This window comes from Bacteroides nordii (genome assembly GCF_019930665.1).
GTDB classification, from domain to species: Bacteria; Bacteroidota; Bacteroidia; order Bacteroidales; family Bacteroidaceae; genus Bacteroides; species Bacteroides nordii.
Genome location: NZ_CP082886.1, coordinates 2,134,734 through 2,150,170, shown reverse-complemented (window position 1 = coordinate 2,150,170; position 15,437 = coordinate 2,134,734). Strand labels below are relative to the sequence as shown.

General features: G+C 34.1%; 14 protein-coding genes, 1 tRNA gene and 1 pseudogene. 6 read left to right on the top strand and 10 right to left on the bottom strand.

From position 1 onward, the window contains the following. Positions 1-126: 126 nt before the first annotated feature. The 3 genes from K8P02_RS08460 (at position 127) to K8P02_RS08450 (ending at position 3,300) form a co-directional block, all read left to right on the top strand. A tRNA-Asp gene (locus K8P02_RS08460) sits at positions 127-200 on the top strand. A 244-nt stretch (positions 201-444) separates the two neighbouring features. Beyond that, the gene (locus K8P02_RS08455; RefSeq protein ID WP_007485490.1) at positions 445-1,689 is read left to right on the top strand and encodes a site-specific integrase; all 1,245 of its coding nucleotides are present in this window, start codon (positions 445-447) and stop codon (positions 1,687-1,689) included. Positions 1,690-1,809: 120 nt separating this feature from the next. After that, positions 1,810-3,300 carry a hypothetical protein gene (locus K8P02_RS08450; protein ID WP_007485492.1) on the top strand — a complete coding sequence of 497 codons (1,491 nt, stop codon included), beginning with the start codon at positions 1,810-1,812 and terminating at the stop codon, positions 3,298-3,300. Between the two features lie 268 nt (positions 3,301-3,568). Here K8P02_RS08450 and K8P02_RS08445 read toward each other — a convergent pair. The 4 genes and pseudogenes from K8P02_RS08445 to K8P02_RS08430 form a co-directional block, all read right to left on the bottom strand. Further along, a pseudogene (locus tag K8P02_RS08445) lies at positions 3,569-3,851 on the bottom strand (helix-turn-helix domain-containing protein). Between the two features lie 48 nt (positions 3,852-3,899). Continuing rightward, complete coding sequence (locus K8P02_RS08440) at positions 3,900-4,199, bottom strand: DUF3876 domain-containing protein (protein WP_007485497.1); 300 nt, start codon at positions 4,197-4,199, stop codon at positions 3,900-3,902. A gap of 10 nt (positions 4,200-4,209) precedes the next feature. Then, positions 4,210-4,527 (bottom strand): helix-turn-helix domain-containing protein, encoded by a 318-nt coding sequence (locus K8P02_RS08435; RefSeq protein ID WP_007485499.1) that lies wholly within the window; start codon positions 4,525-4,527, stop codon positions 4,210-4,212. Further along, a complete protein-coding gene (locus tag K8P02_RS08430; RefSeq protein ID WP_007485500.1) occupies positions 4,524-4,823 on the bottom strand; it encodes a DUF3408 domain-containing protein in 300 nt (99 codons plus the stop codon). The genes K8P02_RS08435 and K8P02_RS08430 overlap by 4 nt, the downstream gene beginning before the upstream one ends. A 490-nt stretch (positions 4,824-5,313) precedes the next feature. On the opposite strand from K8P02_RS08430, the gene mobA reads away from it, so the two are divergent. After that, positions 5,314-5,763 carry a conjugal transfer protein MobA gene (gene mobA / locus K8P02_RS08425; protein ID WP_007485502.1) on the top strand — a complete coding sequence of 150 codons (450 nt, stop codon included), beginning with the start codon at positions 5,314-5,316 and terminating at the stop codon, positions 5,761-5,763. 66 nt (positions 5,764-5,829) lie between these two features. Here the strand turns inward: mobA and K8P02_RS08420 are convergent, their stop codons facing one another. From K8P02_RS08420 to K8P02_RS08400, 5 genes are all read right to left on the bottom strand, one after another. Beyond that, the gene (locus K8P02_RS08420) at positions 5,830-6,153 is read right to left on the bottom strand and encodes a helix-turn-helix domain-containing protein (RefSeq protein WP_007485505.1); all 324 of its coding nucleotides are present in this window, start codon (positions 6,151-6,153) and stop codon (positions 5,830-5,832) included. Between the two features lie 129 nt (positions 6,154-6,282). After that, complete coding sequence (locus K8P02_RS08415) at positions 6,283-6,702, bottom strand: RteC domain-containing protein (RefSeq protein ID WP_162173703.1); 420 nt, start codon at positions 6,700-6,702, stop codon at positions 6,283-6,285. Next, positions 6,656-6,895, bottom strand: coding sequence for a hypothetical protein (locus tag K8P02_RS08410; protein WP_025814668.1), 240 nt, complete (start codon positions 6,893-6,895; stop codon positions 6,656-6,658). The genes K8P02_RS08415 and K8P02_RS08410 overlap by 47 nt, the downstream gene beginning before the upstream one ends. Before the next feature lie 58 nt (positions 6,896-6,953). Beyond that, positions 6,954-7,955 (bottom strand): aldo/keto reductase, encoded by a 1,002-nt coding sequence (locus K8P02_RS08405; protein WP_022470003.1) that lies wholly within the window; start codon positions 7,953-7,955, stop codon positions 6,954-6,956. A gap of 68 nt (positions 7,956-8,023) precedes the next feature. Beyond that, positions 8,024-8,941: a helix-turn-helix domain-containing protein gene (locus K8P02_RS08400; protein ID WP_025866417.1), complete on the bottom strand. Its 918-nt coding sequence runs from the start codon at positions 8,939-8,941 to the stop codon at positions 8,024-8,026. Positions 8,942-9,232: 291 nt separating this feature from the next. Between K8P02_RS08400 and K8P02_RS08395 the strand changes: the two genes are divergently transcribed. Then, positions 9,233-10,333, top strand: a complete 1,101-nt coding sequence (locus K8P02_RS08395) for a DUF2971 domain-containing protein (RefSeq protein WP_011202723.1) — start codon at positions 9,233-9,235, stop codon at positions 10,331-10,333. A 456-nt stretch (positions 10,334-10,789) separates the two neighbouring features. Here K8P02_RS08395 and K8P02_RS08390 read toward each other — a convergent pair whose 3' ends face one another. Continuing rightward, a complete protein-coding gene (locus K8P02_RS08390) occupies positions 10,790-11,125 on the bottom strand; it encodes a class I SAM-dependent methyltransferase (protein WP_025866416.1) in 336 nt (111 codons plus the stop codon). A 1,317-nt stretch (positions 11,126-12,442) separates the two neighbouring features. Here K8P02_RS08390 and K8P02_RS08385 point away from each other — a divergent pair. After that, entirely contained in the window at positions 12,443-15,172 is a 2,730-nt protein-coding gene (locus K8P02_RS08385; RefSeq protein ID WP_223382220.1) for a response regulator, read from the top strand. Positions 15,173-15,437 lie beyond the last annotated feature (265 nt).

Here is a 15,437-nt window from a genome sequence, read left to right as displayed (position 1 = left end):
ATGTTTTTCTTTGATGAGTTACCTTAAACAAAAATATTCGCATTTTTTCCTTCTAATTGTTGCAGGTATAAAAAAAATGTCTACCTTTGCATCCGCAATCGAGAGAGATAGTTAGAACAAAATATTGGTGCGTTAGTTCAGTTGGTTAGAATACATGCCTGTCACGCATGGGGTCACGGGTTCGAGTCCCGTACGCACCGCGAAAGCAAATAGCAAATTAAAGCAAAGCTCTGAAATTCAAGGATTTCAGAGCTTTTTCTTTTTCTCCACTTCGGCAAAAAATAGTAGTTTTAGGCAGTTCTCACGTGGCTTATTCGTGGGACTTTTTGAAAGCTATTTTTGCTCCCACGAATTGACGCATTTGTCTTTGATTGTCAGCTTTTTGCGTAGCTTGTTTTTGAGTGTAGCAAACTAATTTTGTACCACTTAAAAAAACAAAGAATTATGGGAGCAGTGAAAAGAAACACACTAAGCGTATTGTTCATCATCAAGAAATCAAAACTTCTGAAAAACGGTGAAGCTCCTGTTTGTATGCGCATCACCGTAAACAAGCGAGTAGCCGAAGTTATGATTAAACGGAGTATTCCTGTAGACTTATGGAATCAGAAAAAGGAATGTTCCAAAGGAAAAGACCGTGTAGCCATAGAACTAAACCACTATATTAATACAGTTCGTGCCAAAGTATTACAGATACACCGTGAACTGGAAATAGACAACAAACCGATAACAGCCGATATAATAAAGGATTGTTTCTACGGACGTGATAAAGTACAGCGTAGTTTATTGGAAATCTATGCAGAACATAACGAGAAATGCCGAGCTTTGACAGGCAAGGAATATACAGCGTCTACCGTTGCCAAGTTTGATACCTCTATTAATCGCCTGAAGGAATATATCCGTTCTTGCTACCACCGTGATGATATAATGTTATCGGATGTAGACGGTCAGTTTATTCGTGACTTCGACTTTTGGCTGAAAACGGATAAGCATTGCCAAAACAATTCAGCCTTGAAGCATTTGAAGACTTTAAAAAAGGTCGTTCGTATTGCTTTGGCTAATGACTGGATAAAGAAAGACCCTTTTTACGGTATTCACTTCAAACAAGAGGAAGTAGAGGTCGAATTTCTATCACGTGAAGAATTGGACGTTTTGATGAACAAAGAATTTACCATCAAGCGGTTGGAACAGGTAAGAGATACTTTTGTCTTCTGTTGCTTCACGGCACTCGCTTTCGCAGATGTTCAGCAGCTAAGTCGTGAGCACTTGATAAAAGACAATAACGGTGCATTGTGGATACGCAAAGCACGACAAAAGACTAATCAGATGTGCAATATTCCTGTTTTATCCATTCCTCAAAGTATATTGAGGAAATATGAAGATAATGCAGAGTGTATAAAGAAAGGTGTACTTTTGCCTGTAATCAGTAATCAGCGCATGAATGCCTATCTAAAGGAAATTGCTGATTTGTGTGGCATAACAAAACGCCTAACTACTCATGTTGCAAGACATACTGCGGCTACAGTTGTTTTTCTCGCTAATGATGTATCAATGGAAAATGTATCTAAGATTTTGGGACATTCCAATATAAGAATGACACAGCACTATGCAAAAGTTTTGGATAGTTCTATTATGCGTGATATGGTGAATGTGGAAAAAAACTTTTGTAAAAATGATAGGTTCTCATTTTAAATATCATTTTTAAACAAAATCTTTGATTATATCTGTAATAGACATATCTTTATAGGCGATAAAAGTTATGCTCGTAATATTGTGATGAATAAAATAATAAACTTGTAATAAATTTTAATTATGGTATATTTTACAGACTGTTTTAATATAAATGAAGATGTGTTGAATCAATATGGTGCATTTAATATATCACTAATTAATGATTTACCTCTTTTTATAGACCCTTTTTTATTATATGCAAGCAAAAAAGAAGAATATAAAAAATTACATGAAGGAATTTTAGATTACTTATTGTTTTTAAAAGAAAAGTCTGAATATGGATATTTGACTGAAGCTGAAATAAAATCATGGTACAAATTTTCAGAAGTAAAACAAAATTGGTTGGGATATAGTATTTCAGGTAATGGGGGTAGTGGACTTGGTTTAAAATTTGGTAAAGCTATGTCTGATAATATGCATATTGTTTATAATGATTTGAATAAAGAAGTTATAACTCAGACATCACATATTGAGAAAGTTGGTCTATTCCAATTGGGAGTAGGACGAGATAATATTAGTGATTTTTCATGTAATCTGATAAAAGCCTATTTATTAGAGTATACTGAAAATTTTGCAAAGAAATATTTGAAAGCCGAACAAACAAAGAAGGTAAACGTTCCGAAAGTTTATTTTGACTATGAATTAGAACGATGGATGTCTAAAGAATTTATTTTACCTTATTATAATAATGACTATATCATTTTAACTCCAAAGGATTTGTTGACTAAAGACGAAAATTGGATTAATAGTCACGATTTAAGAGGGCATTTTTTAGAAATTTGTGGAAGTATACCTAATGACCAACTAAGAAGTGAGATTAATAGTTTTTATTTTTCTCGACTTCCATCACCAACTAGAATTAAAGGACGTAATACTCAAAAACAACCAACTCTAAAAGAAATAGCAATTGCGGTTAATCGAACGATACAGCAATACCCAGAATTATTAAATTTTTATATAAAACAAAAGGAAGAAAACAAAGAAGGTGCTAAGAATATTTCAAAAGAAAAGGTGCTTGAAGTTGAAACTCTATTCAAAAGCAACGTACAATATCTTATAAATGAACTATTAAAACAAAGTGAATTTTACTCTTTACCACCAGAAGGTTCTTTGAATGAAGCTTTGAAAAGAGTTTTATATTTAAAAGATTTCATAGAAAATAAAGATGGATATAAATTGTTTTATTATAAAAATGAACCGATAAAAAGAGAAGCTGACTTACAAGTAATATATCGTCTAACATGGTACTCTTCACCTTTTGATGTTAATAGGGAAGTAAATAATGGCAGAGGACCTGTTGATTATACTGTTTCAAAAGGTTCAAGAGATAAAACACTAATAGAGTTTAAATTAGCTTCAAATAGTAAATTAAAAATGAATTTAGAAAATCAAGTAAAAATATATGAAGAGGCTAATGATACAAAACAAAGTATTAAAGTTATAATGTATTTCAATAATGTTGAATATGTGAAACTTATGAAGGTCTTAAAAGAACTAAATTTAGAAAATGACCCCAATATAGTACTTATAGATGCGAGGGATAATAAACCTTCTGCGTCCAATGTGAAATAATGTATAGCAATAATATCTGAGTATAGTTTATCTGATAAATCTTTTTCCAAAGCTGAATAAAACATTAACAAAGGTAAGCTCCGTATTCCGTCTGTTCAAGCCCAAGCCCTACGGGTTTGAAAGAAAATCTCCACACCTGCGCTACGCTCCGGGTAGTATTTTCTTCCAAAGGCTTGTACAGACGGACTACTACACTAATAAAGTTAATGTTCTTAGTCAGTTTCGGAAAAAAATGTGTGTTTTTAAGGATGGTAGGCTATTCCTGCCGTTACTTGTTATAGTAGGTCTGTAAAAGCCTTTCTATATCGCTTTGACGGTAGATTATTTTGCCTTTTATCTGAATGTAAGGGATAACGCCCGTATCTCTCCACTCTTGCAGCGTGCGGATGCTTACTTTCAGATATTTGGATGCTTCCCGGTTGCTTAGAAACTTTTCACCGTTTAAAATGCGGTCTGTTTTCCTTTGCCAGCCGGCTGATACCGTCCAACATTCTTTCCATAGACTGAAAGAACTCCTTTATCATTTCACTGTTACCGTTTATCAATTCCATATTGCCATATTGATTTATAGTTAGTTTGAATGATTGGTATATACATGTTCAATTACGCAGGTAATCGCCATAATAAGAAATGGAAAGGCAATCTTTTACCTTGTCATAGCCGATATAAAGCCGTTTAAAGGCTTCAACAATGAAGTAACGGTTATCTTTCTGTATCTCGTAAGTGGCAGGTTGCGCCTGTCCGTTATCTGATACATGGAGCATCGAAAGGAGATACTTTTTCTTGCTTTGGTATATCATCACCGTAGGATGAAGATTTAAACTTTCCCATGTACCCACAATAGCCAGGAGGGTAAAAGATTGGTTTACTTCTGAATTGTCATCTTGTTTTCTTGTCATAAGGCGATACTTATTTATTGGTTGGTATATAGTTGTTTTTCTTTCCTGAAAGATGGTTTGACGTACATTCGGTAACCAGTCTTTCTATATCGGCAGATTTATAGTACAGCTTATTCCCGATTTGGGAATAGCCAAGTTTGCCACTGTTCCGGTAGTTCTGCAAACTTCGGATGCTGATACCGAGCAGGGTGCACACTTCACGACCTGACAACCATTTCTCCGGCTGGTGGGTATTCTCTCTGCAAATCCGTTCCACCTGACTGACGAAACCGGAGAACCGCCCACATACTTGTTTAAAAGTCTGTTCCTCAATAGTTACGATATTCATGCGTCTTTTTCTTTTGGCTGGTTGAATATCTCTTTCTGCATTTCTTCTCGGTAGAGAGCCGAAAGGACGTCGTTGTACTTTTTCAAATGTTCTTCCAGTACGTTATCAATAAAATTTCCGATGCTTACCTGTTTGCCCGTAATCACCCCTACAATCTGCATGATACGTTTCTGTATCTCTCCACTTATGTACACGCTTTGACGGTTGCAAACCGACCGTTTTTTAAGGAACACCGATTTATAGCTTTCCCGTTCCTTGCTTGCTGCTTCCTGTAATGATTGTTTTACTTCTTCCATGCATTTAATTTTTAATGGTTTATAAATAGGTTGATTGATTTCTGATACTGATTGAAAAGGAACAAGCTAATTTTATAGCAGTATTGCCATATTTCTAAAAGGTTTTTAAATATGGTTTAAAGCCATATTCAAACCTTGTTTGACTATCTTATATATTGCTGCCATTCAATCAATTTTTAGCAAAGAAAAGGGTAAAAACAGATGTTTTTAAAAATGGGGGTACTTTGCCCATTTGTGTCGCAATTTGGCGTAATAGGGCATATTTCAGGGATTAACTGCTGTCTGTAATTTTGTAACCGATAAATAGATATAGGAAGAAGCCGAACCGCTTGCTTTGGCAATCTGACCGTAGGGAAGATTTTTATGTTCATTAGAACATAGCAAGTTGTGTTTTGAGGTCCGCTATTTGCTTTTTGCACCTCAAAACCTTGCCACCTGATAAGGTGGTTTGGTTTACTCCGAAGTCGTAAACCATGTAAAAATTATAATTATGGAACAGAAAAAGAAGTACCAACACAAAGGAGGGCGCAAGCCTAAACTTGACCCACGAACACACCGTTATTCGTTCAATTTGGACGATGTGGAGAACGCCAAATTCCTGTCATTTTTTGATAGGTCAGGTTATACTATCAAAGCGCATTTTATTAAGAACTGTATTTTCGGTAAGTCGTTTAAGGTAACAGTAAGGGATAAAAGTAAGGTGGATTATTATATTCAGCTAACACAGTTCTATTCACAATTCAGGAGCATAGGACAGAATTACAATCAGGTAGTGAAAGAACTTCATTCCAATTTTTCAGAAAAGAAAGCACTTGCTTTGCTTTACAAACTGGAACAATGCACTTTGGAACTGATAAAGACCAATGAAATGATAGTAATGTTAAGCAGACGGTTTGAACAGTCCTACCAAAGAGAGGGGACAATATCGGCAGATGAATAGAAATAACTTGCCAAAAAAGAAAAATCCCGAAGTTACCACGTGTACAACTTCGGGATAGTTTCTTTCTTATTTGTCCGTTCCGTGTTCTTTTTCAAACTTTCGGAGCGTACCAACATCAAACCTTTTCTTTATGAACTCACGCACATCGGAAGCCCGATAATAGGCTTTTCCGCTAATCATCATAAAGGGCAGCAGTTTCTTGCTTCTCAATCTCTGTAACGTTCGGGTACTTACTTTGAACAACAGGCATAAGTCCTGATTATCCAAAAGTTTATCGCCCGGCATTACTTCGGGATTGGTTTGCAAACTCTTTACGTCTTTGCCTACTTCTTCCAATTTATCAAGAAGTTTCTGCATCCAGTCTTTAAACTCGTAATTATCTATATACATATTGCTTCATTTTTCTGATTATACACTAATGATTACCAATCAATTGATGAAGCAAAGTTCAGAAAAGGGAAGCAAACAAATTACAGGGTAGCATACGCTACCCTGTATAAATTGATGCTAAACACCTGATTATCTATACCCTTTATTTTCGTGTTCTTTGCGGATAAGGTTTGCCAGTTCATTAAGGAACTCCGTAAGTTTGGTTGGCTTTCGCTTGATGACATCCATGTACTTTTGGTGATAATCACCTAATTTAATGTTAAAGAGCCATTCAAAGGCTTTTCCTAAGTCCGTCAGGTGAACAGGTTTTTCATTTTGATATATTATGCGTTTTGACAGGAATAGACCGCTGACAATTTCCATGATATTGATAAGGCTTGTTTTATCAGCTAAATGGAGAGGAGAAATGAATAGCTTATTTGCGTGTTGCTGGAATTGTTCGGGGTATTTGATACGCAGATTCACTATGCGTACTTCTGTTTTGATTAGTTCTATTGCTTCATCAATCAAATGCAAATAGGGTATTTTTTTCTTGCTCAAACCGCACACGATACGATTTAAGCCGATGTAAACCAAAGGAGAAATAACGAAGTAAAACGCAATAATCCTGTTCGTTTAAACTAAAATCAGCTAAATGTGTAGCCAGTTCTTCAATAGCTTCTGTAAATTCGGATGCAGAAACTTTACGCTGTGAGTATTCCGATAATAATCGGAAGAATCTCTGTTCCAATAAATTATTCATTATGGGAATTATAGAAAGAAGTCCTACCAACATGGTAGAACTTGCTTTTTTTAATAAGTTATTTATTTACAAACTGAAAATCATATTCATTATATCTGTTACCAATATTAGGATATTTTTTTAAAAGCAGTTGAATATTAGAGACATCTTCCATTGATAGATTTACATCTACCGCTTTTGCATTTTCTTCTAAATACTTAATCCGTTTAGTTCCCGGAATAGGAATTATATTTTCACTTTGTGCCAATATCCAAGCTAAAGCAAGTTGGGCTGGGGTTATTCCTTTGCTTTCTGCTATTTCTGCAATTTCAATAGTCAGTTTTTGGTTATTTTCCCAATATTTACCGTTATAACGTGGCAAATGCTTGCGGAAATCATGTTCTTCCAACGCATTTACGTTGATAGTATTTGTTACTAAACCTCTGCCTAACGGTGAAAATGGAACTAAAGTTACACCTAATTCTTTTGTCAATGGCAGAATCTCTTTTTCGACATCATGTGTTAATAAAGAATATTCACTCTCAACCGCAGATATAGGATGAACATCACAAGCTCTTTTTAGTGATTCGGGAGAACATTCGCTTAGTCCCAAATAGCGCACTTTACCCTCTTTAACTAACTCTGCCATAGCTTCAACTGTTTCTTCGATTGGTATTGTGGGGTCAATCCGATGCGCATAATACAAGTCTATAGTTTCGATATTTAATCTTTTCAGACTGTTCTCTACAGCTTGTTTTACATATCTTGGAGAAGCATCCACATAACTTTCACCACCAGCGAACACGCTACCTTGACTATTGCGTAAGCGAAAACCAAATTTTGTTGCAATGAAAATCTGATTTCTTTTTTCTGCTAATACTTTGGATAGTAATTCTTCATTAGCACCATTTCCATACACATCCGCAGTATCCCAAAAATTAATGCCAAGTTCTAAAGCACGATGCAATGTCTTAATGCTTTCTTTTTCATCGGCTACTCCATAAGCAGCACTCATTCCCATACAACCCAATCCGATAGCGGATAGGTTTACTTCTGTTTTGCCTAATTTTCTGTACTTCATTATTTATATTTTTTAGTCGGTACAAAATTAGGTAATGCAAATATTGCTGATTAACACTATTCAAAGCATCATTTGCACAAATCAAATAATTGTTGCTCTCTAATTTCGCTTGGCGTTTTTCCTGTATGCTTACGATAGAATTTACTGAAATAGGCTATGTTTTCAAATCCCAAGCTATAAGCAATTTCTGAAATAGAAAGATTACTATGTAATAAATACTGGGTACATTCTTTAATTATTCTTTCCGCAATCATTGTAGAAGTAGTTTTTCCAGTAGTATCTTTTACCACTTTATTTAAATGATTAACGTGTACAGACAAACGGTTTGCATAATCGGCAGGAGTACGCAAACTTAATACTGAATGTGGATAATCAACAGGAAATTGTCTATCCAATAATTCTATGAATAATTCGGTAATACGTTGCGAAGCATTTGGATGTGATTCATATTTATTTAACTCCTGCATTTTTAAAGCTGTATGTACCAACAAATGAAGATAACAACGTAAAACATCATATTTGTTTGCATAGTCTGACTGGTTTTCTTCCTGCATTTTGGTATATATATCCAAAACTTTGGTAATTTGTGTATCATCCAAGAAGAAAACTTTATCTCCCGTTACTTTGAACAATGGACTATTAGCCAAAGAACTATTTTTGTCTTCTGACTGTACAAATTGCTCATTAAATATACAAAACATTCCTTTCTGTTCTTCACTGATTGATTCCCAAGCATAAGGGACTAAAGGATTAGAAAATAACATTGCAGGACGATTTACTAAAATCCATTTATCTGCATAATATAGTTTTCCCACGCCAATAATCAAAGTGACTTTGTAAAAATCTCTGTAACTGAATTGTACTGTCCCAAAATTACATTGTCGGGAGAGAACATTGAAATATGGTTTCTCCTTAGAGTAGGTTGTACCCAGTTGAGGGTCACAACGTTGGATTCTTTTATAGAACTGTGGAATACTTTCGGACATAGTTTATAATTTGCTATGACAAAATTACGAGAAAGTCTAAAGATACAATAAATTATATTTCATAATTAAAAGAAAATAACTATTTTTGTAGCGAGATTTTTGAAATTCTGCAATATCAAGTAAATAAAGGTAGATAGCACGTTATTAAACCGTTACCCCCTTCTTTTTAATATATCATGTAATAATATGTATTACAGATAATTATGATTTAAAGTAATAGTAATTGCAAAAGCATAATAGGAAATTTCTTACATACAAAATGGAGCTTATAGATATTCAAGTTTTATAGAAATGAATAATCAGAAATTTAAAGAAGAATTCAAATTACTGTTAGAGAAAACTATTTTCCCAAGCGATATAAAAGATGAAGAACGTAGTAGGGATTGGAACAATATTATTAGTTATACAATGGCTAATGTTCCTTCAAAACTCTATAGATTTAGGGCATATAATGATTATAGTGTTGATTCTCTAAAAAACAATACTATATCTTTGGTTAGGCCAGACATGTTTTATGATATGTATGATTCTTTAATATATGTAGATACAACAAAAATTGAATCCTTGATTAAAAATGCGTTGAGTCCTGCTTCTCTATTAAAATTTATTGAATATTGTCATGAAAAAAAAGAGGTTCCACCATTATTTACTTCAATCTTCAATGATGAAATATGTCAATCGGTATTGGAAAATATTTTATCAATGTCAACAGATAATATTGTTGACGGAGTAAAAGCTATTTCAACATGGGACATTACACCTATTAAAGAGTTTGTAAAAAGAAGTGTTGTCCTTACTGAAAAATTAATAAAAGAAAATCCCATGACTAAAATAGCTTGTTTTACAGAGGATGTATGTTCTAAAATTATGTGGGATAGATATGCAGATGGTTATAAAGGATTTGCTGTAGAATATGATTTTTCGGAATATGTATTTAGTCTTTGTGCTAAATGTGATAAGAGAGATTGTTTAGACAGGGTTCATCCATATTTGTTTCCTATAATTTATTCTGATTGTAGGTATGATGCAACAGAAATAGTACATTATTATTCTACACTGGATATGTCACAACAAACTAAATCTCAAAATAATATTCCATTTCCCGATACTTTGTTTTGGATAAAAGCCTTTTTATATAAAGATAAAGAGACATACGCTTACGAAAAGGAGTGGAGATTTATGTGTTGTTGTGAAAATCGGGTACAAGAAAATCATATAGAGTTAACTGTTAAGAAGCCCACAGCAATCTATTATGGTACATATTTACCTCTTGAACAGAAAAAGAAATTGAGTTTAATAGCAAGAAGTAAAGGTATTAAGGAATATGAAATGTATGTTAATAATAATACGGCTTCATATTCACTTAATTATAGAGAAATAGAAAATGATTAGTTTGATATGCGAGTAATATTTAGTATCTTTGCCGCAACTCAAACAACCACAGCAACACCAAGCAATCTAAAGAATTGCGCACGTGGGGTTATTAGTGGGAGAAAGAATAAAGAGCTTGCTAAGATATTGAGTAGGTGAGGAATAGAATTAAGGTTCATCTTCCGTACGCACCGCAACAACACTTCAAAGCCCTTGAAAGTCAATCACTTTCAAGGGCTTTTTTCTTGGGGTCTCAATCGGGAGACCAATCCGATAATACACCGTAATGCATCCTGATACATTGCGGTTTGCTGCAAACCATCCTCTTGTTATATTCCTGTCTGCAAATAGCCTTTTCCCACAAATCGCTGTGTTCATGTTTTGACGAAATACCCTAATAACTTTTGCATTGTCCCCCGATTGATACCGATAGGGAGACCAACGGTGTAACCCACAGTATGCGTATTGTACTGTGGGCTACACCGTTTTTGTTCTATACCTTATTATAATATATCGGCAGAATACCATCTCTAACTCTTTTGCCATATTTTGAGCATAATTAATCGCATTATCTGATATGTCTATACCTGTAGCTTTTGCACCTAATCGAGATAGTGAGATGGTGTCTTGACCAAAATGACATTGCATGTGGAGGATAGATTTATCTTTGATCTCTCCTAATAAATCTAGTTCAATATGTTTCAATGATGAATCCCCTTTCAAAAAGAGTGTATTATTGTAAAATTCACTTTTAATGTGAATGTCGGTTTTCAAATTCCAAGCGGCTTTATTTATCTTCTTATAATCCTTCATCCTATTTCCTTTAATTTTGTTACTATTTATAGGCAATTTATGTTCCTGACCCTATCTTTATACCCTATTCTATTCTGACTTGATACATAAATAATGACAAGCTTTCTTTCAGCTCATATTCCATATATATTTTGCTATTTTAATTGGTTCCAAAGAGATAGAATAAAATGCTTTCTTAGAATAAAAACTAAGTTTATATCGCAAATATATATAATTATTGATAATCAATAGATTATTGTGTAATATAAATATTTTGGTGCTCTATGTTTTTTCATCATTCTTTGATTTAGTGGTTCGTTTTTTTATTAGAAGCAAAAACCTTTCTCTAAAGTCTCAGCAGTCTCAACTACTTCAAACAGCATACGATCATTTATTGTAATCGTACCGCCTAAGCTTTGACCGATATTTTTCAATGATAAAAATCAATCAATAAAAGCCTCACTTCTTTACTTCATTTTCTGTTTTCATAACAATTGATAATTATTTCTGTTTTCATGTTTATGCAAGTTGTTGTATCTTATGAATATTCAATTTATTCCTCGGTGAGAAACGACCCGTTTCTCGTAGAGCATCGACGCGATCTCCGTAGAGAAACGAGGTGATTCTCGTAGAGAAAAAATAGCCTGTGTAATATCTTGATTTACAATGTGTTATAAATTATTGAAATATTGAATATTTTCAATATACAAGCGATCTCCTTATCTGTTTATTTAGCATTTTTATGTATCTGAAATCACAACATATACATCGTGCCTTTTTATATATACTACCTGCCATAAGACCGTTGTTTGCAAATCTGATTATTAATCGAACGCAATAACTTATTGGCAGTGTATTCATTCTACGGAAAAGCACGTCTTTTGAGATCAAATTCATTCTATCAGTTTCCGATGAGATTCAATATATGGATCAATAGTATTACTTTCACTTGAGAAAATAAAAGAAAGAAATCTTGTAGAAATATAATGTAAATTTAATAAGCAAATAATTAATTGTTTATACGATTACAATAACTTTTGAAACTGTTTTTTTATGGATATAAAACAGGATGATTCAATAGTATAAAAAAACTTATTATTTCTTCTTGTTTAGGAATATTATGATGATAAATATTAATTTTGTAAATTAAATAATGATTTTGTTGATCAAAATAATTAATCATGAAAGCACTCAAACAAAGCAATCTCATTACTTCTTGTTTTTATGTTGGATAGATTCCGTTTTTAAAATTATGCAAAAGAAACAATAGTAGTAATACTTTCATGAAATAACATTTTGATTCTATAGAGTATAACATTCTGATAGACATAATAGCAGATGAAAGAAATTAAAATAGAATCCCAAGAGGGTGACAGTATATCTTTTGAGAAAGAAATCTCCAATTTGATGCAAGAACAACTTCTGTTCACAGAAAGTATATATGTTCATTTACCAATGGGAGTTGAAGTTTATGATGCGGTGGGTCTCCTTCACAGTATAAACGACTATGCATTAAAGATGTATGGTGTTGAAGACCGGAATACAGTGATAGGTGTTGTGAATCTGTTTAATAGCCCGTATGTCGATGAAGAACTCAAGACTAAGATTCAACGTGGTGAAAATATTGTATTGGAATTTGAATATGATTTTGATCGGATAAACAGGAATGCATATTTTTCTTCCAATAACAAGAATAGTATGATTTACGAAGTTAAGGTCGTTCCCGTACGTAATAAAAAAGAAGCTATCATCGGACATATCTTACTCACTAATGATGTAACAGCAAAAAAAGAAGCAGAATTTCATACAGAAGAAAACAAGAAGAATTTGGAAATGGCTATGGACGCCACCAATATGTCTTCGTGGGTATATGATGTATATAAAAAAACTTTCAGTTCATTATATGGATCTCCTATAGTAGAATCTATTTCAACATTAGAGGATTTATTAAAAATAATGCATCCGCAGGATCAGCTTCAGCTGCTTCAACTCTTTGGTCAACTGGAACAGAGAGAAATTCAGCAAGGGCAAATCACTGCACGTATTTATAATGAAAAGGAGAAACAATATCGCTATTATGAAAGTAGAATGCGTTTATCCTCTGAACATTTTGGAAAATTACTGATTATCGGTACGGAAATGGATGTGACAGAAAAGGTACAGTTGGCAAAGAAAACAGAGGAATTAATAGCGAAGCGTGAACTTGCTATGCAGGTTAGCAATATTGTCCACTGGGATTTTGATGTGCGAACCCGGAAATTCGAATCTTACAATGACCCTGTTAATGATTACGCCAGCGACAAGCTATTGACTATTGAAGAACAGATGAATGTAATACATCCTGAAGATCGTTCTTCCGCTTATGATGCTATACAAATCATGTTATCAGGTAAAGACCTTACCGTGGAATTTTCTTGTCGCATTAAAACAAAACACGACAAAATGTGGTCATATTGCAATATAATCGGAGTGCCTTTTGAGCGAGATGAAAATGGAGATATTGTACGTTATACAGGATTCAGACAGAACATTTCGAAACAACATCAATTGGATGAAGAACTTAGAGAGAGAAACTACAAAATGGAGCTCACTTTCAAGACTGTTGGAATGTCTTATTGGGATTTTGATGTAGAGAGCGGACAATTCCGGGCATTTAACGATCCGGTTAACGACTTTCATTCTGAAAAACCAATTTTTCCGGAAGATTATTTGAATACTGCCCATCCAGACGATGTGAATTGTGTTCGTGAATATATAAATCGTATACTTCTGGGAGTTAATAGCGATTTTAATTTGAAATATCGTTCTAAAACTAAATGGGATGATGAATGGCAAACCTTGTTAGTTACTGGAATTCCGATTGAAAGGAACAAGAAAGGGCAAGTAACTCGTTACACTGGTATTAAAATAAACAATATGAAATGGGAAAAGATGGCACAAGAATTGAAAGATCTAAAAGAAAAAGCAGAGCTTTCTGATCGTTTGAAATCAGCTTTTCTTGCCAATATGAGCCATGAGATTCGTACTCCGTTGAATGCTATTGTAGGATTTTCCGAATTGATGATAAATTGTGATGATTCTTCTGAAAAAGAAGAATATATGGAAATTATTCAATCTAATAATGAATTATTATTGCGTTTGATTAATGACATTCTTGATCTTTCTAAAATAGAGTCGGGAATTCTTGAACGCAAACCAGAAAAATTTAACATGAGTAAGGTTTGTAGTGAGTTGTATACTATGATTCAGCCCAAGGTTACAAATCCTGATGTTAAATTCTGTATGGATGAATCCGGTCCGGAGTGCCTGATCTTTTTGGATAGAAACAGGCTCAAGCAAGTATGGATGAACTACCTTACTAATGCCGTGAAATGTACTCAGTCCGGATATATAAAAATGGGATATTCCATTGAAGGGAAAGGCATCCGGTTTTATGTTGAAGATTCCGGAGTAGGTATTCCTGTAGAATTGCAGGATAGAGTTTTTGGCCGGTTTCAAAAGCTTAATGAGTTTGCACAGGGGACGGGACTTGGACTTGCCATTTCCAGAGCCATAATAGAAGGGGCAGGGGGTAAAGTCGGATTTATCTCTCAACCAGGCAAAGGATCTACTTTCTGGGCATGGGTGCCATGTGAGATAGAAATGCCGGAAAAAGTATCCTCGGTCGATTCTCAACCGTTAGACCAACCGTCTGTACTGAATGAAATAAGTAAGGAAGATTTGAAGATTTTAATTGCTGAAGATAATGATAGTAATTATTTATTGGTACGACATATTCTCAAAGACTATAATCTAACGAGAGCACTGGATGGTGCAGATGCTGTCTGGAAGGCTCGCAATGAGAGCTTTGATCTTATTCTTATGGATATGAAAATGCCTGTCATGGGAGGATTGGAAGCAACTCGAAGAATTCGTGAATTCAATGCGAAGGTTCCCATTATAGCACTAACGGCCAATGCTTTTGATTCTGATAAAGGCAGTGCCATTGAGGCAGGGTGCAATGCTTTCTTAGCAAAGCCTTTATCCAAAAAACAATTACTGGAAATATTTTCAACAAAGTGGTGGTAGTTATATATCTTTGTTTCAACGGTTTATTGCAGTAATAACATCAGTGAATAGATATTAAGAATTGAATAAACATTTTCGGTTTATCATAGTCATTCCTAACAATATGACCATGAGACCGATTAACTGAATAATGCTGACGCTTTCATTCCCTAAAAGCACTCCAAAACAGAATGGCTATAAAAGGATTGACATAAGCATGAGTTCCAACTTCTGCTGCCGGACGAACTTTTAATAACCACACATAAACTGAATAAGAGCCAAAAGA

Coding starts and splice junctions, on each gene's coding strand:
- K8P02_RS08430 (WP_007485500.1), bottom strand. CDS start 4,823: ATGGAAGAAGTAAAACAATCATTACAGGAAGCAGCAAGCAAGGAACGG.
- K8P02_RS08385 (WP_223382220.1), top strand. CDS start 12,443: ATGAAAGAAATTAAAATAGAATCCCAAGAGGGTGACAGTATATCTTTT.
- K8P02_RS08390 (WP_025866416.1), bottom strand. CDS start 11,125: ATGAAGGATTATAAGAAGATAAATAAAGCCGCTTGGAATTTGAAAACC.
- mobA (WP_007485502.1), top strand. CDS start 5,314: ATGGAACAGAAAAAGAAGTACCAACACAAAGGAGGGCGCAAGCCTAAA.
- K8P02_RS08410 (WP_025814668.1), bottom strand. CDS start 6,895: ATGAATAATTTATTGGAACAGAGATTCTTCCGATTATTATCGGAATAC.
- K8P02_RS08435 (WP_007485499.1), bottom strand. CDS start 4,527: ATGAATATCGTAACTATTGAGGAACAGACTTTTAAACAAGTATGTGGG.
- K8P02_RS08455 (WP_007485490.1), top strand. CDS start 445: ATGGGAGCAGTGAAAAGAAACACACTAAGCGTATTGTTCATCATCAAG.
- K8P02_RS08400 (WP_025866417.1), bottom strand. CDS start 8,941: ATGTCCGAAAGTATTCCACAGTTCTATAAAAGAATCCAACGTTGTGAC.
- K8P02_RS08420 (WP_007485505.1), bottom strand. CDS start 6,153: ATGTATATAGATAATTACGAGTTTAAAGACTGGATGCAGAAACTTCTT.
- K8P02_RS08440 (WP_007485497.1), bottom strand. CDS start 4,199: ATGACAAGAAAACAAGATGACAATTCAGAAGTAAACCAATCTTTTACC.
- K8P02_RS08450 (WP_007485492.1), top strand. CDS start 1,810: ATGGTATATTTTACAGACTGTTTTAATATAAATGAAGATGTGTTGAAT.
- K8P02_RS08405 (WP_022470003.1), bottom strand. CDS start 7,955: ATGAAGTACAGAAAATTAGGCAAAACAGAAGTAAACCTATCCGCTATC.
- K8P02_RS08395 (WP_011202723.1), top strand. CDS start 9,233: ATGAATAATCAGAAATTTAAAGAAGAATTCAAATTACTGTTAGAGAAA.